Annotated in this window: 19 protein-coding genes; 6 read left to right on the plus strand and 13 right to left on the minus strand. The window is 49.2% G+C overall.

All coding sequences use genetic code 11. The annotated features are described in order from the left end of the window. Positions 1-19: 19 nt before the first annotated feature. From BC349_RS07290 to mraZ, 5 genes are read right to left on the minus strand one after another with little or no spacing between them, the layout of a single operon-like run. Positions 20-1486, minus strand: a complete 1467-nt coding sequence (locus BC349_RS07290) for a UDP-N-acetylmuramoyl-L-alanyl-D-glutamate--2,6-diaminopimelate ligase (RefSeq protein ID WP_187256100.1) — start codon at positions 1484-1486, stop codon at positions 20-22. After that, entirely contained in the window at positions 1486-3591 is a 2106-nt protein-coding gene (locus BC349_RS07295; RefSeq protein WP_187256101.1) for a penicillin-binding protein, read from the minus strand. The genes BC349_RS07290 and BC349_RS07295 overlap by 1 nt, the downstream gene beginning before the upstream one ends. Before the next feature lie 25 nt (positions 3592-3616). Then, positions 3617-3937 carry an FtsL-like putative cell division protein gene (locus tag BC349_RS07300; protein WP_187256102.1) on the minus strand — a complete coding sequence of 107 codons (321 nt, stop codon included), beginning with the start codon at positions 3935-3937 and terminating at the stop codon, positions 3617-3619. Positions 3938-3988: 51 nt separating this feature from the next. Further along, the gene (gene rsmH / locus BC349_RS07305; protein WP_187256103.1) at positions 3989-4936 is read right to left on the minus strand and encodes a 16S rRNA (cytosine(1402)-N(4))-methyltransferase RsmH; all 948 of its coding nucleotides are present in this window, start codon (positions 4934-4936) and stop codon (positions 3989-3991) included. Positions 4937-4938: 2 nt separating this feature from the next. Further along, the gene (gene mraZ, locus BC349_RS07310; protein ID WP_187256104.1) at positions 4939-5400 is read right to left on the minus strand and encodes a division/cell wall cluster transcriptional repressor MraZ; all 462 of its coding nucleotides are present in this window, start codon (positions 5398-5400) and stop codon (positions 4939-4941) included. Between the two features lie 271 nt (positions 5401-5671). On the opposite strand from mraZ, the gene BC349_RS07315 reads away from it, so the two are divergent. Further along, complete coding sequence (locus BC349_RS07315; protein WP_187256105.1) at positions 5672-6925, plus strand: S-adenosylmethionine:tRNA ribosyltransferase-isomerase; 1254 nt, start codon at positions 5672-5674, stop codon at positions 6923-6925. Here the strand turns inward: BC349_RS07315 and BC349_RS07320 are convergent. Together BC349_RS07320 and BC349_RS07325 are read right to left on the minus strand one after the other, a co-directional pair. Continuing rightward, a complete protein-coding gene (locus BC349_RS07320; RefSeq protein WP_187256106.1) occupies positions 6877-7887 on the minus strand; it encodes an LLM class flavin-dependent oxidoreductase in 1011 nt (336 codons plus the stop codon). The genes BC349_RS07315 and BC349_RS07320 overlap by 49 nt on opposite strands. Beyond that, the gene (locus BC349_RS07325) at positions 7877-9217 is read right to left on the minus strand and encodes a sensor histidine kinase (RefSeq protein ID WP_187256107.1); all 1341 of its coding nucleotides are present in this window, start codon (positions 9215-9217) and stop codon (positions 7877-7879) included. Before BC349_RS07325 ends, BC349_RS07320 begins: the two co-directional genes overlap by 11 nt. Positions 9218-9369: 152 nt before the next feature. Between BC349_RS07325 and BC349_RS07330 the strand changes: the two genes are divergently transcribed. Further along, positions 9370-9927, plus strand: coding sequence for a YqgE/AlgH family protein (locus BC349_RS07330; RefSeq protein ID WP_187256108.1), 558 nt, complete (start codon positions 9370-9372; stop codon positions 9925-9927). Positions 9928-10192: 265 nt separating this feature from the next. On the opposite strand, the gene BC349_RS07335 is transcribed toward BC349_RS07330, so the two are convergent. The 3 genes from BC349_RS07335 to atpD form a co-directional block, all read right to left on the minus strand. Continuing rightward, positions 10193-12139 carry a DUF4139 domain-containing protein gene (locus tag BC349_RS07335; protein WP_187256109.1) on the minus strand — a complete coding sequence of 649 codons (1947 nt, stop codon included), beginning with the start codon at positions 12137-12139 and terminating at the stop codon, positions 10193-10195. 131 nt (positions 12140-12270) lie between these two features. Then, complete coding sequence (gene atpC, locus BC349_RS07340; RefSeq protein ID WP_187256110.1) at positions 12271-12534, minus strand: ATP synthase F1 subunit epsilon; 264 nt, start codon at positions 12532-12534, stop codon at positions 12271-12273. Between the two features lie 24 nt (positions 12535-12558). After that, positions 12559-14058, minus strand: a complete 1500-nt coding sequence (gene atpD, locus BC349_RS07345) for a F0F1 ATP synthase subunit beta (RefSeq protein WP_187256111.1) — start codon at positions 14056-14058, stop codon at positions 12559-12561. Between the two features lie 141 nt (positions 14059-14199). Here atpD and BC349_RS07350 point away from each other — a divergent pair, with 141 nt between their 5' ends. Continuing rightward, positions 14200-15804 (plus strand): L,D-transpeptidase family protein, encoded by a 1605-nt coding sequence (locus tag BC349_RS07350; RefSeq protein ID WP_187256112.1) that lies wholly within the window; start codon positions 14200-14202, stop codon positions 15802-15804. Positions 15805-15835: 31 nt separating this feature from the next. On the opposite strand, the gene BC349_RS07355 is transcribed toward BC349_RS07350, so the two are convergent. From BC349_RS07355 to BC349_RS07365, 3 genes are read right to left on the minus strand one after another with little or no spacing between them, the layout of a single operon-like run. Continuing rightward, on the minus strand, positions 15836-16240 hold the full coding sequence (locus BC349_RS07355) for a hypothetical protein (protein WP_187256113.1): 405 nt from the start codon (positions 16238-16240) through the stop codon (positions 15836-15838). Beyond that, on the minus strand, positions 16209-16640 hold the full coding sequence (locus BC349_RS07360; protein WP_187256114.1) for a phage holin family protein: 432 nt from the start codon (positions 16638-16640) through the stop codon (positions 16209-16211). Before BC349_RS07360 ends, BC349_RS07355 begins: the two co-directional genes overlap by 32 nt. Before the next feature lie 12 nt (positions 16641-16652). Continuing rightward, positions 16653-16901 carry a YtxH domain-containing protein gene (locus BC349_RS07365; RefSeq protein WP_187256115.1) on the minus strand — a complete coding sequence of 83 codons (249 nt, stop codon included), beginning with the start codon at positions 16899-16901 and terminating at the stop codon, positions 16653-16655. A 72-nt stretch (positions 16902-16973) separates the two neighbouring features. Between BC349_RS07365 and BC349_RS07370 the strand changes: the two genes are divergently transcribed. The 3 genes from BC349_RS07370 to BC349_RS07380 are packed head-to-tail and all read left to right on the plus strand — an operon-like array spanning position 16974 to position 20440. Next, entirely contained in the window at positions 16974-18062 is a 1089-nt protein-coding gene (locus BC349_RS07370) for an AI-2E family transporter (RefSeq protein WP_187256116.1), read from the plus strand. Further along, the gene (locus tag BC349_RS07375) at positions 18062-19234 is read left to right on the plus strand and encodes a hypothetical protein (protein ID WP_187256117.1); all 1173 of its coding nucleotides are present in this window, start codon (positions 18062-18064) and stop codon (positions 19232-19234) included. The genes BC349_RS07370 and BC349_RS07375 overlap by 1 nt, the downstream gene beginning before the upstream one ends. Before the next feature lie 42 nt (positions 19235-19276). Next, positions 19277-20440, plus strand: coding sequence for a hypothetical protein (locus BC349_RS07380; RefSeq protein ID WP_246456849.1), 1164 nt, complete (start codon positions 19277-19279; stop codon positions 20438-20440). The last annotated feature ends 39 nt before the right edge of the window (positions 20441-20479 follow it).

Consider the following 20479-nt stretch of genomic DNA (forward strand, 5'->3'; position numbering starts at 1 on the left):
ATTTTCATTTATTTATTTCTTACCTGCCTTGTTCCTCCATTATCCTTTCCATCTCCTCTTTATCATCAAAGTGGTGTTTCACCCCTTTTATTTCCTGGTATTTCTCATGGCCCTTTCCTGCGATCAGGATAATATCACCCGGATTAGCCAGACTGAAAGCGGTCTTTATTGCTTCACGGCGATCAACAACCGAAATATACTTTCTTCTAGCAGCGGTGGTCAGCCCGGCTTCCATGTCCTTCAGTATCTCCTGCGGGTCCTCGCTGCGGGGGTTATCCGAAGTAAAAATGGCCTTATCACTGAGGTCGCACGCTGCCTGTCCCATCACCGGTCTTTTTGTTTTGTCGCGGTCTCCGCCGCAACCCACCACCGTTATCACCCGCTCATCTCCCTTGCGCAACTGATGGATGGTTTTTAAAACATTTTCCAAAGCATCAGGCGTGTGCGCATAATCCACAATACCAATGATCTTATCTACTGGAGATACCAGGTATTCGAACCTGCCTTCGGCTCCGCTCAGCACACTCAGGCATCTCAGCACTTCGTGCCTGTCTTCCCCCAGGCAGGTGGCCGCGCCGTAAACTGCCAGCAGGTTATAGGCATTGAATTCGCCAATCAGCCTGAAATGAACCTCCTGGTCATTAACAGTCATTACCAGTCCGGTCAGTCCATTTTCCAGGATCTTGCCTTTGAATTCTGCAAGCGAGCGAAGGCTGTAGAAATATTTCACTGCTGCAGTATTTTGCAGCATAACAGATCCGCGTTTATCATCAAGATTGCTGATGGCAAAGGCCGATGCGGCCAATCCGTCAAAAAACGCTTTCTTGACCCTGATATACTCATCAAATGTTTTGTGGTAATCAAGGTGATCATGCGAGATATTGGTGAATATACCTCCGGCGAAATGCAGGCCGGCGATCCGGTGCTGGTGCACAGCATGTGAGCTAACCTCCATGAAGGCATAACTGCAGCCGGCGTCCACCATATTCCTGAGCAGGGCATTGATGCTGATCGCATCCGGTGTGGTATGTGTTGCTTCTATCTGCCGGCCGGCAATCATGTTCTGAACCGTGCTCAGCAATCCGCAATCATATCCCAACGCTGTAAAGAGCTTGTATAATAATGTAGCAACGGTCGTTTTACCATTGGTACCTGTAACACCGATCAATTTCAGTTTCATTGAAGGCTGGCCATAAAAATTGGCTGCCATCGTACCTGCAGCTTCCGCGCTGTTCTCCACCTGCACATAACAAATTCCATCGGCCAGGACATCGGGCAATTCTTCGCAAATGATTGTGGCAGCACCTGATTCAATCGCTTTCCCAATGAATGCATGTCCATCAGCCTGCACACCCCTGATCGCAATAAAACAGGAACTTTTCCCAATTTTCCTCGAATCAATCTGCAGGTCATTAACCGGCGCCTGAATGTTACCGTTCACCGAACGGATCTTCACCTGGTAGAGTATGTCCTGTAGTATCAACATCAATTCAACTCAATTACTATTGAACGGTTCGTTATCTGTTTACCGGGTTCAACCGACTGGAACTTCACCTTTCCCTTTCCTTTCACCATCACTTTCATATTCATGTCTTCCAGCAGGAACAAAGCATCTTTAAGTCCCATTCCGGAGAGGTCCGGCATCAGTTGCTTACCTGTCGGTTTCTCTTTCAGTACCGCTTTATAATCTGTATCACTAGCCATGCCTGCCCACCGGCTCTCAGTGGAACTATCGCGATAGCTCCAATTCACAAAATCAAATACAGTCTTCAGGTCCCTGGATTCGCCTGCATAGTGGAAGGGTGTACTATCCTTTGCCGGAAGTGAAACCGTTTGAGCGGGCACTTCCTGGGCATGCAAGGCAAAGAGCTTATCCGCGATTTCCCTGAAAACAGGTCCGGCAACCACACCACCATAATACTTTGCAGCGAATGGTTTGTTCTTGATCACCACAATCAGGCTGTATTTCGGATTATCGGCCGGAAAATATCCGGCGAAGGAAGACTGGTAAATATGATCAGAATATCCCCTGTTACCATTTGCGACCAGCGCTGTGCCTGTTTTACCTGCAATGCGATAAAAGGGTGATTGCAGGCTCTTGCCGGTACCGTTGGTCACCACACCTTCCAGACAGGTTTTCAGTTGTTTCAAAGTCGCTTCACTGCAGATATTTTCCACCATCACTTCAGGCTGGCGGGTTGTCTGCGTGATGCCATCCTGCCTTATTTCCTCTACCAGGTAAGGACGCATCATCTTCCCGTTATTAGCCACTGCATTGTACAACATCAGTGTCTGCAATGGACTAACCAGCACTTCATATCCGAACGACATCCATGGCAGGGAGGTTGCACTCCAGGTCTTTGATTTGGGGGTCTTGATCACCGGGTTGGTTTCGCCTACCAGGTCAATTCCTGATATTTCGTGTAAGCGTAACCGTTTGAGGTGATCAATATATTGCATCGGGTTCTTTGCGTAATAAGTCATTGCCAGTTTGGCCATCCCCACATTACTGCTCAGTTCGAAAGCCTGCTGCAGTGTTACATCCGTCCGCTTATGCCTTTCACTGTCGTACACCGTCCTGCCGTTCACTTTCCAGACACCATTTTCCAGGTTCACATGATTACCGATATGGGCTTTCTGATCTTCCAGCACTGCCAGCATGGTAGCCAGTTTGAAGGTGGACCCGGGCTCTGAGGCACGTATGGCATAATTCAGGTCTTCCCAATATTCGCCATCTGATCTCTTTCCAAGGTTGGCTATCGCTTTAATCTTTCCGGTAGCCACTTCCATCACGATGCAGGTGCCGTTCGCCGCCTCATTTTCAATCATCATCTTCAGCAAGGCATTCTCAGCGATATCCTGGATATTTACGTCCAGGGTGGTAATTAAGTCTTTCCCGTTTTCAGGTTCCACTTCGTAACCTTCAACCGGAACCGCCACACCTCCTGCAATAAAACGAACCAGTCTTTTTCCCGTTTCTCCTTTTAGCAGGCTGTCGTAGGTTCTCTCGAGTCCTACATTCTGTGAGTTTTCGCGGGCCAGTCCGATTGTCCTGTTAGCCAGGAGGCCGAATGGATTCAGGCGTTTGCTTTTCACTTCGGCGATAAAGCCGCTTTTATTCCTGCCGAGCCTGACCAATGGAAACTCGCGAAGCTGCTTGTACTGCTGGAAGTCGATGTTTTTCTTCAGCTGGAAATAACGGTCCTTTTTCCTGAAGCCTGCCTGGAGTATTTTTTTATACTCGTAGGCAGACCTGTCACCAAACAGTTTTGCCAGCGAATAACTAAGTGAATCCAGGTTTTCCCGGAAGCGTTTGCCATTCTTATCCCTCAGTCCCTCTGCGCCAAAATCAATATAGATATTGAAGAAAGGAATTGAAGTGCTGAGCATGCTGCCGTCTTCACTGAAGATGGTACCACGATCTGCATCCAGGTTGATAATTTTTGTATGCAGGCTGTCGCTTTTGCTACGCCAATACTCACCTTCCGCATTCTGTATGTAAAGAGCTTTTCCCAATACCATTACGGACAACACAACGATACCAATAAAACACAGGTACACTCTCCACAGTATGTCGCGTTTAACTTCCAAGTCAGCCGGATATTAGGTTCTGTGATTAATTATTTCTGGTACTGTCTTTCAGCACCACCGGCGGGGTCACCAGTTCCTTCAACCCCATTGGTTCAACCGCCTTCGCCAGTTCGGTCTGCTTGCTGCGAAACATCACCTCACTCTTCATCGTTTTATATTCAAACTGCAGCTCACGTAATTCTTTATTTGTTCTGCTGATAGATTTTATGATCTTATCAGAATAATGTCCATTATAGATATAAACCACGGCCAGCACACTGAGGAATAAAAAGAAAGGCAGGTTCTTTACGATCAGCTGGTAGTTGATCCTGAAACGTTTTTCTTTTTTGGCATTTACCTGCTCCATACAATTCAGTGGTAATTCATCAGGACATTAACATTTCACCTATATTGAGATTCATCTCTCTGCTATTCTCAGCTTTGCGCTCCGCGCCCTCGGGTTCCTTTTCATTTCAGCATTTGACGGCAGCACCGGCTTCTTCGTTATCACTTTCAGCTCTGAAACGGTTTTCCTGTTTTCAAACGGATGCTCTTCCTCCTGTTCAAATGTTCCGTTCTTAAAAAAATTTTTCACCAGCCTGTCTTCCAGTGAATGGAAGGTAATGATCACTGCCCTTCCTCCTGGTTGCAATACCTGTGGCAATTGCTGCAGCATTTCTTTCAGTGCGCCCAGTTCATCATTCACTTCTATCCTCAAGGCCTGGAAAACCTGGGCGAAATATTTATTGGGATTTCCTTTTACCACCCCCTGAACAGCAGCCTTAAACTGACTGATCGTATTCATCGCCACTTTCCCTCTCTGCTCAACTATTGTCCTTGCCAGTGTTTTCGCATTGGTCACTTCCCCGTACTGCTCAAACAATTTGTGCAGTTTCGATTCAGTATAACTGGCTAGTATATCCGAAGCTTTCAGTTCGCCACGCTGGTCCATCCGCATATCCAGGTCTGCGTCGAAGCGAATCGAAAATCCTCTGTCCGCTTCATCAAACTGGTGACTGCTTACCCCCAGGTCGGCCAGTACCCCATCCACCTTTTCAATCCGGTGCAGGCGCAGGAACCGCTGCAGGTGTCTGAAATTATGCGGCACGAACAATACCCGTTTGTCATCGGGAAGGTTTCGCTTCGCATCTGCGTCCTGGTCAAAAGCCACCAGTTTACCGGCCGGACCCAATTGCTGGAGGATAGCCCTTGAATGCCCTCCTCCCCCGAATGTGCAATCCACATATATTCCATCCGGCCTGATCGCCAGTCCATCCAGGCACTCCTTCAGCAAGACCGGAACATGATAATCATTTCCACCATCGGCTGCCTTCCCTGCGTCACTTATATGTTTCTCTGCCGCCATGATCAACTGCCGGTTTCATTGACTTTAGCCATCACCTGTTGTGCCAGGTTGCTGAAACTGTCAGATGAGAAAGAATCAAAGAGCTTTTTATACTGCGCCACATCCCAGATCTCTATCTTATCAAATGCGGACACCAGAACGATATCTTTTGTCAGTCCGGCATATTCCTTCAGGTTGGGTGGCAGCAGTACCCGTCCAGCTGTATCTGGTTCCACTTCCGTGGCTCCGTTCATGAAATACCTCCTGAATTCACGTACTTTGGGGTCAAAATCATTCAGTTTGCTGATTTCCGCATATATGGGTTCCCAGCTTTTCATCGGGTACAGGGTGAGACATTTCTCAAAGCCCCTGTTGATGACGAATTGCATATCCCCTTCAGGCAGCTGTTTTTTCAGCCCGGCCGGGAGCAGGAATCGCCCTTTGGCGTCCAGCGTTGCTTCGTATTCGCCTAAAAAACCTTTCATTTTCCCTATTCTGACCCCTGATTGACATTTATTACCACAAAATAACACTTTTTCCCACTTTCGATAAAGATTTTGGAAGCTTTATTTTTTCCACATGGGAGAACTACGTTCAAACCCATAGTGGATCTACGTTTGAGCCGAAAATGTGCATAACATTCTGAATCAACTGTGAATTAGATGTGAATTACTGTGGATAACCCTTTTTCGCGTCTGACGTGCGTCTGACGTATGTCAGACGCACGTCAGACGCATGTAGTAAATTTGCCGACTTATGGCTATCAATAATCCCCGTTCAATAGCAATTGCCGATTTTACCTATGACCTCCCTGAAGAGCGGATCGCCGCCCACCCCCTCGAACAGCGTGATGATTCCAGACTGCTGGTTTATAAGGGAGGGGCCATCAGTGAATCGACCTATAAACATATCGCCGATCAACTGCCGCCCGGAGCACTGCTGGTTTTCAATAATACCCGCGTAGTGCAGGCCAGGCTCCTGTTCACCAAACCTACCGGTGGCGCCATAGAAATATTCTGCCTGGAACCTGATACCCGCTACCCGGATATCACCACCGCTATGGGACAAGCCGGGGGCGTGAGCTGGACCTGCCTGGTGGGCGGTGCCGGCAAGTGGAAACCCGGACTGATACTGGAAAAACAACTGGATGCGGGCACAGAGAAAATCCTGTTGACAGCGGCCATGGAAAGCCGCCACACCGACGGCTTTACCATCCGCTTCGAGTGGAGTCCTGCACAAAAAAGTTTCGCGGAAATATTGCAGCTCGCCGGCAGGATTCCCATCCCGCCCTACATAAAAAGGGAAGCCGACGAAACCGACACCCAGCGCTACCAGACCATCTACGCCGAACAGGAAGGATCGGTTGCTGCACCCACTGCGGGACTCCATTTCACGCCGGCCATTTTCGAAGACCTGAAGCTAAAAAATATTGAAACGGCATTTGTTACCCTGCATGTCGGCGCCGGCACTTTCAAACCGGTTAAATCGGAACGCATAGAAGGACACGACATGCACGCGGAATTTATTGATGTGGACCAGGCCACCATCAGGCAACTGATCCGGCACCAAAACCGCATCATCGCAGTGGGAACAACTTCCCTGCGCACACTGGAAACTCTCTACTGGATGGGCGTTAAAGCTTCACTGAATCCTTCCGCCAGCCTGCAGGAACTGGAAATCCGCCAGTGGGAAGTGTACGACAGTCTTCTTCGGTTAGACATTCCCGTTGAAACAGCTTTGAAACACCTTTCAGACTGGATGGAAAACAGGCAGGCAAATAGAATCATCTGTAAAACGCAGATCCTGATTGCCCCGGGTTATCCCATCAAAATGGTTAAAGCCCTGGTCACCAATTTCCATCAGCCGCAATCGACCTTGTTACTGCTGGTGGCTGCGATGATTGGAGATGACTGGAAGAACGTATATGAATATGCGATGCATAACGGGTTCCGCTTCCTGAGCTATGGAGATGGATCCCTGCTCTGGCTAAGGGAGGATAATATTTCATAGGAACGCAAACGGGCAGACTGATCATACACGTAAGTGACCACCATCAATTCATCGGCCCGGGTCTCAGCCAGGAAACCATCCAGGCCTTTTTCCACCTGCTCACGGTTACCAATAAACGAATAATGCATCATGTGTTTAACCGCAGCTTCCTCCTGTGGAGTCCAGAGGCCGGACATACTGTCCACCGGCGGACTTACAGGACCGGTTTGTCCTCTTATGATGCCCAGCGCCAGCTGATAAAAACTGGTGGCCAGCCGGCTGGCTTCAGCAGATTCATCCGCCGCAATCACATTTACTCCTGCCATTACATAGGGTTCACGTAACTGCGCTGAGGGTCGGAAATTATCACGATAGATCCGGATGGCGGGCAGCAGGTAAGCGGGTGCGAAATGACTGGCAAATGCATATGGCAAACCCAGCCGGGCGGCCAGTACAGCGCTGTCGGTGCTGGAGCCGAGTATCCAGAGCGGGATTTCAAGCCCTTCACCCGGCAGCGCCCGCACACGCCCCGATTTATTATCAGCCGACAGGTAGGTTTGCAGTTCATGCAGGTTTTCCGGAAAATCCATACCGGCACCGAAGCGGTCACGCCGCAGGGCAGCCGCCGTCACCTGGTCGGTACCAGGTGCCCGGCCAAGTCCCAGGTCAATTCTACCCGGATATAAGGTGGCCAGGGTGCCGAATTGCTCCGCCACCACCAGGGGAGCGTGATTGGGCAGCATGATGCCCCCGGAGCCAACCCTGATGGAACGGGTACCGCCTGCAATAAATCCTATCAAAACAGATGTGGCCGCACTGGCCACACTTTCCATATTGTGATGTTCGGCTAACCAATACCGTTGATACCCCCACTTTTCGGCATGCAGCGCCAGTTCCAGGCTGTTCTGGTAAGTTTCCGCAATGGATTTTCCCCGCAGTACGGGTGCCAGGTCGAGAATGGAAAATGGAACGCTATTTTGCATAGGGCATTTCTATGGTAAAGGAAGTGCCCTTACCCAGCGTACTGTCCACCTTGATTTTACCATGGTGGGCGTCTACAATGGTTTTCACGTAGCTCAGCCCGAGACCAAAACCTTTTACATTATGGAGATTACCGGTATGCACGCGGTAGAATTTTTCAAAAATGCGTTTAACGCTTTCCTTGGTCATACCGATGCCGTTGTCCTCAATTTTGATTTGTAAGCCTTTACCGGTGGAGTTGGTGCAGATTTTCAACTGCAGATTGTCTTTGGAATATTTCACCGCATTATCGACCAGGTTATTGATCAGGTTGGTAAAGTGAACTTCATCTGCCATGATCTCATCGTCCTTGGCATTGAACTGCACATCGGCATGACCGTTGCGGCTCTGTAATTGAAGTTCAAAATTTTCCAGCACCTGTTCAATGATGGCATGTACATGCACCGGTCGTTTATTCAGCTGAATCTCCTGCCTGTCCATCAATGCGGCCTGCAGAATGGTTTCCACCTGCTTGTTCATCCGTTTGTTTTCCTCTTTGATGATCCCGGTGAAATACTGCATCTTCTCTTTGTCGGCGGAAACTTTTTCTGTGCGCAAGGCATCCACCGCCAGCGAAATGGTGGCCAGCGGCGTTTTGAATTCGTGCGTCATGTTATTGATGAAATCATTCTTGATTTCACTCAGTTTCTTTTGCCGGAGCAATGCACTGACGGTAACATAAAACGCTGCCAGTAAGATAAGTGTGAAGAGGATTGCACCGCCAAGCATCCAGCGTAATTCACGAAACACAATATGTTTCACATTGGGAACCACTACCACCATCGCTTCTTCAGGTACCAGCCCTTCAAGATTACTGCCACCGGGAACCTGCAGCAGATACACGTAACTGCGGTTGCGGACGGTATCTTCCACCACCGAGTCAAAACCTTTTGACCGAAGTTCATCATAAGCAAGAAAACCGGCATCAGATGTGATCACAAATTCAAAGGGCGTGTCTTTCAGGCCGTGGGCGTTAAAGTTCTTGCGAAGCTTTTCCTGCACCTCAAACGTGGTAAACTTTTCGGAAATGGTGGATGGCTTCATCAACTCCATCATCAGTTGGTCTGAAGGCCAGGTAAGATTGGGACGTGCGCGCTTATTCTTAAGCGAGGGCAATGTTCCTTTCTGGGCCATCAGTTCCTCCCCTGTCATACCCATTGCCTTGATAATCCTGTCCGCCAGCTGTTCTTCCTTCACCAGCAGCATGCTACGGAACCAGGAAACCTGGATCACGATGATACCAACCAGAGACAATGTTACCAGTAAAATAATAAGTGGAAATATCCGCTTCATCAGAGCAAAAATAGCTTTGGTTATCGTTTAAAAATACCCTGCCCGGCGCCTTACACCCAAATTAACAGGAGTTTATCACCGGCAGCTGCCGCCTCGTAACCGCCGGGTAAACAATTCTTGTCATTTTCCCCAATATTCTATAAATTAATGCTATGACGCAAATAATACCTGCACCAGGCGTATTGCTGATCGCTGACCCCTTCCTCAAGGACCCTAATTTCATGCGAACAGTTGTACTTCTTTGTGAACACCAGGATGAAGGGAGTTTTGGATTTGTGCTTAACAGGCAGTATGAATATACACTTGATCAATTGATGGCCAGTGCAGAAGGCATGCCCCTGCCCGTCTATTATGGAGGCCCCGTACAGGTGGATACCATTCATTTCCTGCATCGTTACCCGGAAAAGATCCCGGGAGGGTTTGAGGTAATCGACGGTATATTCTGGGGCGGGGATTTCGAAACAGCCGTTGCGCTGTTGAAGGCGGGTGAGATTGAAGCCGCCAATATCAGGTTTTTCATCGGATATTCAGGCTGGTCAGAAGGCCAGCTCCAGGGCGAACTGAAAGAAAAATCCTGGATCACGTCAAAAGGTAACCGTAAACTGATCTTCCACAAGGACATGAACGCCATCTGGAAAGACGCCCTGATTGACCTGGGCGGCGAATATGGCCAACTGATCAATTACCCCATCGATCCGCAGCTCAATTAACCATGTAACTCACTTACCCCATAGGAGGTAAAACAAAAAACCGGTGCATCCATCCGGAGCCCGGTCTTTTGTTCCACTTACTACCCTGAGCGAATCGCAGCGATGACAGTTATCGGTTCCCTACCCTGCTACCAATCTCACCAACCGTACTGTCACCCGCGATTTCTACCACAATGATAACAACTGTGGCCAACGCCTGCCAGCGTGTTTTAACGGTAAATATTGTCGTTAAATCACGCCCCTGCATAACAGGAGGCGAACCTGTCTAATCCAGCTGCAGGATCTTGTCTTTCGGATATTTCACCGTGTATTTTATCCTATGCTTTTTTTCCTCTTTTGGAACAATATTCACTTCCCAGGTTACTACCTGTGTTTCTTCATTCAGCCTTCCCCCGTCATGTTCCCTGCGATCCACCTCGATCTCCTTCATGGTAGAAATCGGGAACTGGTCTTCCACAATGATTTTCACCGCCTGCGTTTTGTTATTGCGGATGGAGATTTCAAAATCACGGGTCTCCGTCTTATTGGCACCAATGAACCGGCGTGAGCTGAAATCCTTTACCATCGTACGTTTCACCACCACGCCCTTATCTTTTCCGAGTGAAAGACTCATGGTGTCACCAGCTGTTGCCGGGTCAATAAATGACTTACCAAGAAAGGTTCCTTCAAAAAAAAGATTCACTTCACCTGCCAGCAGGTCCAGCGATTGCCAGTCTAAAATCCTGGCTGTCAGATATGCGGAAGGATCCAGTTTCGGTGCTGTATAATATTCATAATCTGCGTTTATGCTTATCCGTTTGATATCGATCATATTCACTTTGCCGTCGTTGCTGATGGTATATATTTCCTTAATATCATAGCGGGTACTGATCGGCTGGTAAACGGTAGAAACACCTATGGGCTTGGTGGTTGTATTCAATGTCACTTTTCGCTGTTTCCGGTCGTCCTCCACGGCAACACCTGCCACCCTTCCACTCAGGCCATATCCGGCAACCACCACTTCCTGCAGATTCCCGGAGGATTCCAACAGTTCAACGGTGGTAAAGCCTTTCAATGCAGCAAACTCTTTAGACTGGTACCCTATAAAAGAAGCAACAAGTACTGCTCCCGGAGCCGCGTTATTCAGCCGGTACACACCGTTCGCGTCAGTTACCACACCCTGGGAAGTGCCTTTGACCTGGATACTGGCGTTGGATACAGGTACGCCTTTCTCATCCACCACCCTGCCCATAATCATATTTCCACCGGTGAAGCTGGGCAGCTGCGAGTAAGATATGCTCCGGTCCACATACCGCAGGTACCAGGGTTCCAGTTCCGGCCTTGCATTGTTTTCGCGGGGGTTGCCGGATGACAGGGATATCTTCACCTCCTTCCAGACCTCACCCGAAGACTGAAAAACATTGGCATTGAACTGCATCTGCATCGGCGACGAGATATCCTTCACACTTACATTATAGGTGGGGAACCAGCCCGCCTTGTTTACCAGGTAGCTGGCTTCCACGCGCGACTGAACCGGTTTATCTGCCTCAACAAGTGCATAGATCTCATTCACGGACAGGTTCTTCCGGTCGTTCAGTTCGCCCAGGTGCAGCCGGATCTTTGTCTTCTCCAGTTCCAGTTCCTTCATCGATTTTTCAATTTCCAGTTGTCGCGCATAAGTCTCTTCCAGCCTGGATTTCTGGAAGTCCAGCGCCGCTTTCAGGTCGGCTGGTTTGAGGGCAAGATTACCGGTTTTAAGTTCCTGGTTGCGCACCAGCATGGCTTCTTCCTGTCTGTATATTTCGAGGCTTTTCTTCTGGCGGCCAAGCTTTTCGTCTATCCCTTCCATTTGTTTATTAAGGGCTTTGATGTCTTCTTTCACCTCCTCCTCGTTCAGAAAATTCTTGCGTACGCCCACCGACAAAATGGTCAGGTCTCCTTCCAGGCCCACCTGTACGCTCTGCTGTTCAATATCCGTTGAAACGCCCGCCATTACCAGTTCCGATCGGCCTGCCGGGATCGATGCATTTCCGGTCCGCTTCAGTTCCGCACCACTCATAAATACGGTTACTGAGGAGATTTTTGTTTCCACCTGAACTCTTTTCGCCTGGGTGGCTGAAACCCGGGCTGATGGCGGTGTCTGCGCCATTACCGGACGCCAGGCCAACATCATCAATATACCGGCAACAAACACAACCTGAACCCGGGCATGGGTTATCATCCATTTTTTCATGGGAGCCATTTTTCTTTAGAGAGAAAAATACGGCATATAGCTGCAATGGATACCCGAAATCTTACGGTCAGGGCAAAAAAAATCCCGCAGACTTACAAACTGCGGGATAGTTATTTTCAAAGACTGGAGTTTTAATCGTTCACAGGGACAGCACCTTCCACCAAAACGGTTACTTTATTGTGGAACACTTCTACAAATCCGCCCTGGATATTATAAAGGTCTGATTCGTTCTGGTTTTTTCCTTTCAGCACTTTCAGCCGGCCGGCCTTCAGGGCGCTTACCATCGGGGCGTGTTTTTCCAGCACTTCAAACAGGCCATCCACACCTGGCAATTGTACACCATATACATCACCGCTGTAAAGCTTACGTTCGGGAGTCAGTATTTCGAGATTCATGAAATCGTTTTGAAATGACAAATATTATCCCTGCGCCTGTGCCAGCAGTTTCTTACCCTTTTCGATTGCGTCTTCAATGGTTCCTACCAGGTTGAATGCCGCTTCAGGATAGTCATCCACTTCGCCGTCCATGATCATGTTGAATCCGCGGATGGTATCTTCAATGCTTACAAACACACCTTTCAGGCCGGTGAACTGTTCAGCCACAAAGAAAGGCTGGCTCAGGAAACGCTGCACTTTACGGGCGCGCTGTACGGTCATCTTGTCTTCATCACTCAATTCGTCCATACCGAGGATCGCGATGATATCCTGCAGTTCCTTATAACGCTGGAGGATCAGTTTTACGCGGTTGGCAGTATCGTAATGCGCGTCACCAACTACCTGCGGGGTCAGGATCCTGGAGGTTGAATCCAGTGGATCCACCGCGGGGTAGATACCAAGGTCAGCGATTTTACGGCTCAATACCGTAGTGGCATCAAGGTGGGCGAAGGTGGTAGCCGGTGCGGGGTCGGTCAGGTCATCCGCCGGTACATATACCGCCTGTACGGAAGTAATGGAACCGTTTTTGGTAGACGTGATCCTTTCCTGCATCAGACCCATTTCTGTTGCCAGGGTAGGCTGGTAACCCACCGCTGAGGGCATTCGTCCCAGCAGGGCCGATACTTCGGAACCAGCCTGGGTGAAACGGAAGATATTATCCACGAAGAACAGGATGTCCTTACCTTTTCCGGTACCGTCGCCGTCGCGGAAATATTCCGCAATGGTCAGACCACTCAGGGCCACACGGGCACGGGCTCCGGGGGGTTCGTTCATCTGTCCGAATACAAAAGTTGCTTTGGAATCCTTCAGGTCTTCCATGTTCACTTTTTCAAGGTCCCATCCGCCTTCTTCCATGCTGTGTTTGAAGGCATCGCCATATTTCATGATACCTGCTTCGATCATTTCACGCATCAGGTCATTTCCTTCACGGGTACGCTCACCCACACCGGCGAATACCGACAGACCACCGTGGCCTTTGGCGATATTGTTGATCAGCTCCTGGATCAATACGGTTTTACCAACACCCGCACCACCGAACAGACCGATCTTTCCACCTTTTGCATAAGGTTCGATCAGGTCAATAACCTTGATACCGGTGAAAAGGATTTCAGTTGAAGTACTCAGGTTTTCAAATAATGGTGGTTTATTGTGGATGGGACGGCCATTGCTCTTATCGATAGCAGGCAATCCGTCGATCGGGTCTCCGGTTACGTTGAACAGACGGCCATAGATGCCATCTCCGATCGGCATGGCGATGGGCTTACCGGTGTCAACTACTTCCATTCCGCGAACCAGGCCTTCAGTACCATCCATGGCGATACAGCGGACACTGTCTTCACCCAGGTGTTGTTGTACCTCCAGAACCAGGGAATCGCCATTGGGGCGCCTGATTTCAAGGGCGTTGAGAATTTCAGGCAGTTTGCCATCGAACTGCACGTCCAGTACGGCGCCGATAATTTGTTTGATCTTTCCTTTCGTTGACATATATGAAGACCTTTTTAGGTGAGGTTTTCGAATTTTGCCGCAAAGGTAAGGGTTGCCTGCTAATATCCATCAATTCCAAAAGGATTTTGAATGGAATCTTGCCGCACAGATTTGATATTTTTGACAACCGAATCATTTTACATGAAACCATTGTCCTTTTTCCTTGCCCTTTGCCTTGCTTTCGCTGCCTGTAAACAGTCCAGTTCCAACGGCCACAAGATGGCAAAGATAGCCCGGGATACGGCTATTTCCGACACCAATTCCTTTTCCACCCTGTTTTTCGACAGTACTTCCCTGGAAACCTGGCTGGCCGGACGTTCCATGCCCGATACCGCCAAAGCCCTTTTCCGCAATTTCTATAACCAGAGAAACTACCAGTATGCCTGGTTCGATTCTACCGGCATAGCAGAACAGGCCGGACATTTCTGGAACCTCCAGCAAAACTACCTTGCCTACAGCGGCGACAGCAGTATTTTCAACCCCTACCTGCAACGCTGGGCCGATTCAGTGAATTCCTATGGCCCGAAAGCCATTCCCGACTCCGCCCGCCTGCTGGTGGAATGGGGCCTGACCGGGCAATTCTTCCGGTATGCCAACAAAGCTTATATGGGCGACCGGCGTCTGAATGCCCGCGACCTGGAATGGTTCATACCCCGTAAAAGGGTGGACCTGCTCAGCATGCTCGACACCCTGGTAAGGGTTAAGGGAAAGGATATTGACCGGTATGAACCGGTAAATAAGCAATACGGACTATTGCGGGAGCAGTTAAAGCGCTATTACGAGATCGAACGCCAGGGAGCCTGGGACCCGCTGGTCGCCAAAAAGAAAAAACTGGTAACCGGCGATACCGGAATGGTGATCCTTCAGGTCAAAAAACGCCTGGCCCTGACCGGTGACCTGCCCCTAGCCGACAGTTCCAACCTGTTTACACCGGAACTGGAAGCCGCGGTCAAACATTTCCAGTTTCGGTATGGACTAAAAGAGGATGGCGTGATCGGAGGCGCCACCCTGCGGGAAATGAGTACTCCCATCCGCCAGCGCATTCACCAGATCCTGGTAAACATGGAAAGGATCCGCTGGGTTCCGGCTGAACCTTCAGGTAATTTCCTGCTGGTCAACATCCCGGAATTCAGGCTGCATGTAATAGAAAATGGCAAACAGGCCTTCAGCATGAATGTGGTCGTGGGAACCTCCCAGAACAATACCGTGATCTTTACCGGCAAACTGAAATATGTAGTGTTCAGTCCCTACTGGAATGTGCCACCCGGAATCCTGAAAAAAGAGATCCTGCCCGCCATCAGGCGCAATCCGAATTACCTGGAACGCCACGACATGGAATGGTTCGGTAACGGCCAGGTACGCCAGAGGCCCGGACCCAAGAATTCACTTGGACTGGTCAAATTCCTGTTTCCGAACAACTATAACATTTACCTGCATGACACCCCTTCGAAAAGCCTGTTCAATGAAAGTAAAAGGGCATTCAGCCATGGCTGCATCAGGGTGGAAGAACCGCTGAAACTGGCGGAATGGATTCTGAGTGGAGAAAATTCCTGGACCACCGACAATATCATCGCGGCGATGTATGCCGGAAAGGAAAGGTTTGTAAATGTGAAGAAGGACATCCCTGTATTCATTGGTTATTTCACTGCCTGGGTGGACCAGCAGGGGAACCTGAATTTCCGGGATGACCTGTATGGGCACGATAAAAAGATGGCAGCAAAAATGTTCAGGTCAGCTACTCCCTGAAGGCAACCTGGACACTGCCCCCGGAAGGACATCAGGACTTGTCCGGTTTATCGGAACTGCCCGCTTTTCTCTTTTTTAAAAATAATTGCAACAAAGCCGGAACAGCAGCCAGGATACCGGTCTTTGCAAGCGAAGCACCAGCCTTGCCGGCAAGGACTGCACCTGCTTTTTTGGTGAGATAACCCCCAAGTATAGCCGAACCCGCAGTAATGGCTACACCAGCCAGTGGGCCTGCCAGGGAGCCGGTTAGCCTGGAAGGCAATATTTTTCCGACACCCGCTTTAACGGCTTCTCCCGGCAATGACTTTAATGACCGCCGGAGTTCAATCTCCTGCAATCGGATTTCAAGTTTTAGCCGACGGGCTTCAGCCCGCAGATCCTCCGTATTCCGGATAAAGGAGAGATCAGTCTTGTTGGCCGATTTCCGGTTCTTCATCTGCTGCAGTTTTTTCAAAAAATATACTAATGACTTTATTGGCTACAAACGGCTCGAGGTAGCGTTTGCGAAACACCAGCACCAAAATGAGCAAAACAAGGTATATGCCGGTAATTATTCCAAAGCCTTTAAAAAGGCTTCCGGTAAGTTCTGCAAAATAATATCCGCCCATAATGCTGATGAACACCAATACAAAGAACACCAGCAACAGCACCAGCACAAACATCACGGCCAGGGACATGAGCCTTGACCCTTTTTCCGCGCCCTTCAGTTTCAGCAGGGTGATCCGGTTGTTCACATACTGCTGCAGCAAATGTTCTGTTTTCTCAAAATATCCAGGTTCCTGTTCTTTCTCCGTGCCTTCCTCTTGTCTGGTCCTGGCATAGCTTTGCTCGCTCATACCGATCATTTATCAGGTGGTTAAATCAGTTGCCTTGTCCTGGAAATCACTCGCCCATTTTTTCCCTTTCTCCACTGCCGACTCGATTTCGGTTTCAAACTTCTTCACCGTATCCTTCAGGTCATCTCCTGCTTCTGATGCAGCCGTTTTAAAATCTTCCATCATTTCCTTTCCTTTATCAGTGGTCATCAGGTAGGCAATGGCTGCACCGGCAGCGGCCCCCAGTAAAAGACCGGCTAAAAATTTTGACTGATCGTTCATGGCATGATTTTTTTAGAGAGTAACTTGTTTAATAAAATTACACCATCCCACCGGAAATAAGTAACCTGAACCATGGAAATAAAAAGCGACCACAAAATCAACAAATACTTCTTTCTGGGTATCATCGTGCTGTTCGCCCTCTTTCTACTGTACAGCCTGATTGAATTTTTCACGGCATTCCTTGCAGCCATCATGTTCTATGTGATCAGCAAGCCCCTGATGGAATTCCTGATCAAAAAGAAAAACTGGGGGAAGTCGGTGGCAGCCGTATTCATCATTGCCCTGAGTTTCCTGATTATACTGGCGCCCTCGACACTTTTCATCACCATGGTCTACAATAAAATAGGCGGCTTTGTGGAAAGGCCCGAGCTGGTGCTGAACACACTTCAAAGCTTCGACCAGCAAATCAGCACCAGGTTCAGCTTTCGCGTACTCTCGCCCGGCAATATGGAAAAGATCCAGGAGCAGGCCACCAATATAATGACCCTGGTGCTAAACAACAGCCTGAATTTATTCAGCACCATCACCATGATGTATTTTTTCCTCTATTTCATGCTGATGAATGTTAACCGGATGGAAGCCGCTACGGTGTTCTATCTTCCCTTTCCAAGGGCCAGGATCGAACTCTTCGGCAGGGAACTGGTCGCACAGACCTTCAGCAATGCAGTGGGTGTTCCCCTGATTGCAATCGTGCAGGGGCTCACGGCCTATGCTGCCTATAAAGTAGTAAACCTTCCGGAAGCCGGTTTCTGGGCCATCATTACCGGTTTCGCCTCCATCATTCCCATCGTCGGTTGCGCCTTGGTGTGGTTGCCGGCTTCCATCTACCTGATGGCTACCAGTCATCTCTGGCAGGGAGTATTCCTGGTTGGCTGGGGTGCCATCATACTGGGTTCCGCCGATAACGTGGTTCGCTTCCTGCTGGCCAAAAGAATGGCCGACACCCATCCTGTGGTAACCGTACTGGGTGTGATTATGGGATTGAAGTTTTTCCAGTTGCCGGGACTGATATTTGGTCCGCTGCTGATATCCTGGTTCATCATATTATTAAAAATCTACTATTGGGAGTTCCAAACCACCTCTCCCGTGGTAAAAAGAAAGAAAAATAGACCGGTTCGGTTTAACTTGCCGTTTTTAGGACAGGAACAAAACAAGGCATAATGCAGGTAATTCCGGTAGCCAATGAGCAAGACGCCCGGCATTTCCTCCGGGTACAGGTGGAAATGAACCAGGGCAACCCAGATTTTATCAGGCCGCTCGAAAAGGATATCAACGAAGTCTTCGATCGCGAAAAAAACAAATCATTCCGCTTCGGCGAATGCCGGCGCTGGCTACTGCAGGATAACAGTGGCCGGTTTATTGGCCGCATCGCTGCTTTCACCCATAAAAAATACAGGTCGAAGGGAGACGAAGGCCCTGTCGGCGGGATCGGCTTTTTCGACTGCATCAATCAGCAGGAAGCCGCCAACCTGCTTTTCGATACCGCCCGCAACTGGCTGGCCGAAAAAGGCATGGTGGCAATGGACGGGCCCATCAATTTCGGGGAGCGCGATAAATGGTGGGGACTGCTGGTGGAAGGTTTCCAGCCGCCGCCCTATGGCATGAATTACAATCCGCCTTACTATAAAGAACTCTTCAGAAATTATGGGTTCGATGTATTCTATTACCAGATATGCTGGCGGATGGATGTGGCGGGTGACGCCAACCAGCTGCAACCGAAATTTTACGAAGCCCACAGGAAGTTCGCGGGTAACCCTTCCTTTGAGGCGCGCATGGTAAGAAATAAAGACCTCGATAAATACGCCATTGATTTCTGTACGGTTTATAACAAGGCCTGGGCCAAACATGAAGGCAATAAGGAGATGAGCGGGCAGCAGGCCATCAAACTTTTCCGCAGCATGAAACCGGTACTGGATGAATCACTCGCGTGGATCACCTATCACAACAACGAACCTGTTGCCATGTGGATCAATATTCCCGACCTCAACCAGATCTTCCGGTATTTTAAAGGCCGTTTCGGATGGATGGAAAAGCTCCGGTTCCTCTGGCTTCTCCGCCGTGGTGTATGCAATCGGTTCATAGGCATTATTTACGGCATCGTTCCCGAATTCCAGGGAACCGGAATCGATTATTTCATGATCGTGGAAGCGGAAAAAGTGATCAAAAAAAGAGGCATTTATAAGGAGCTGGAACTGATGTGGCAGGGGGATTTCAACAAGAAAATGCTGAACATCTCCCGCAATCTCGGCGCTACGGAAAGCAGGCGCCTGGCGACCTGGAGGTACCAGTTTGACCAAAGCAAACCATTTAAACGACACCCGTTTATAGATTAAACCTCCAACCTATTTCAACACCACAGATCCCCTGTTATTCCGATGATGACAATTGAAGCAGTACAGACTCCGGCACAGGCAGCCATTTTCCTTACAACGCCGGTTGACATTTATAAAAACAATCCTGAATGGATCCGTCCCCTTGACAAGGATATTGAAGATGTGTTTAATCCTGAAAAAAACAAGGCATTCCGCCATGGAAAAGCTATCCGCTGGATACTCTTCAACGACAAGCGCCAGGCCATCGGAAGGATTGCCGCATTTGTGAACGAAAAGTACCGGAACAAGGGGGATGACCTGCCGGTGGGCGGAATCGGTTTTTTTGAATGCATCAACGACCAGGCCGCGGCCAACCTGCTTTTCGATACTTCACGGCAATGGCTAAGCGAACAGGGTATGGAAGCCATGGATGGCCCCATCAATTTCGGGGAACGTGACAAGTGGTGGGGACTTGTAACGGAAGGGTTTCAATCGCCCCTGTATTGCATGAATTATAACCTGCCCTATTACAGGGAACTTTTTGTAAACTATGGTTTCCGGTTATTTTTCAACCAGATCTGCTTCGGGATGCACCCCAATGAAACGCTGCAGCCAAAGTTTTTTGAACGGCACAAGGCGGTATCAGCGGATCCGGCTTTTACTGCCCGGCATATCCGGAAAAACCAGCTGGATAAATTCGCCCGGGATTTCCATACCGTTTACAACAAAGCCTGGGCCGGGCATGCCGGCAATAAGGAACTGAGCCTGGGTCAGTGCAAACGCATTTTCACCCAGATGAAGCCGGTGATGGATGAGCGGATTGTCTGGTTCGCCTATTACAACGAAGAACCCATCGCTATATTCATCAACCTGCCCGACCTGAACCAGTGGTTCAAATACCTCAACGGTAAATTCGGGTGGTTGCAGAAATTACTGTTTCTGTGGGTCAAGGCAACCAAAACCAATAAACGATTTGTGGGCCTGGTTTTCGGAGTGGTACCCGAATGGCAGGGCAAGGGGGTGGACAGCTACCTGATCGTGGAATCAGCCAGGGTAATCCAGCACAAACTGCATTATGAAGAATATGAGATGCAGTGGATCGGTGATTTCAATCCCAAAATGATTGCTGTGGCCGAAAGCCTGACCCAGGAAAGAAGCCGGATCCTTACCACGTTCCGCTACCTCTTTGACCGCAACCGCCCGTTTAACCGCCACCCGATGCTCTGATACATTTCCCCACCCGCCAGTTCTTTTCACCCGTCGGGT

The sequence above is a fragment of the Flavihumibacter stibioxidans genome (genome assembly GCF_014332695.1).
In the GTDB taxonomy this organism is placed as follows: domain Bacteria; phylum Bacteroidota; class Bacteroidia; order Chitinophagales; family Chitinophagaceae; genus Flavihumibacter; species Flavihumibacter stibioxidans.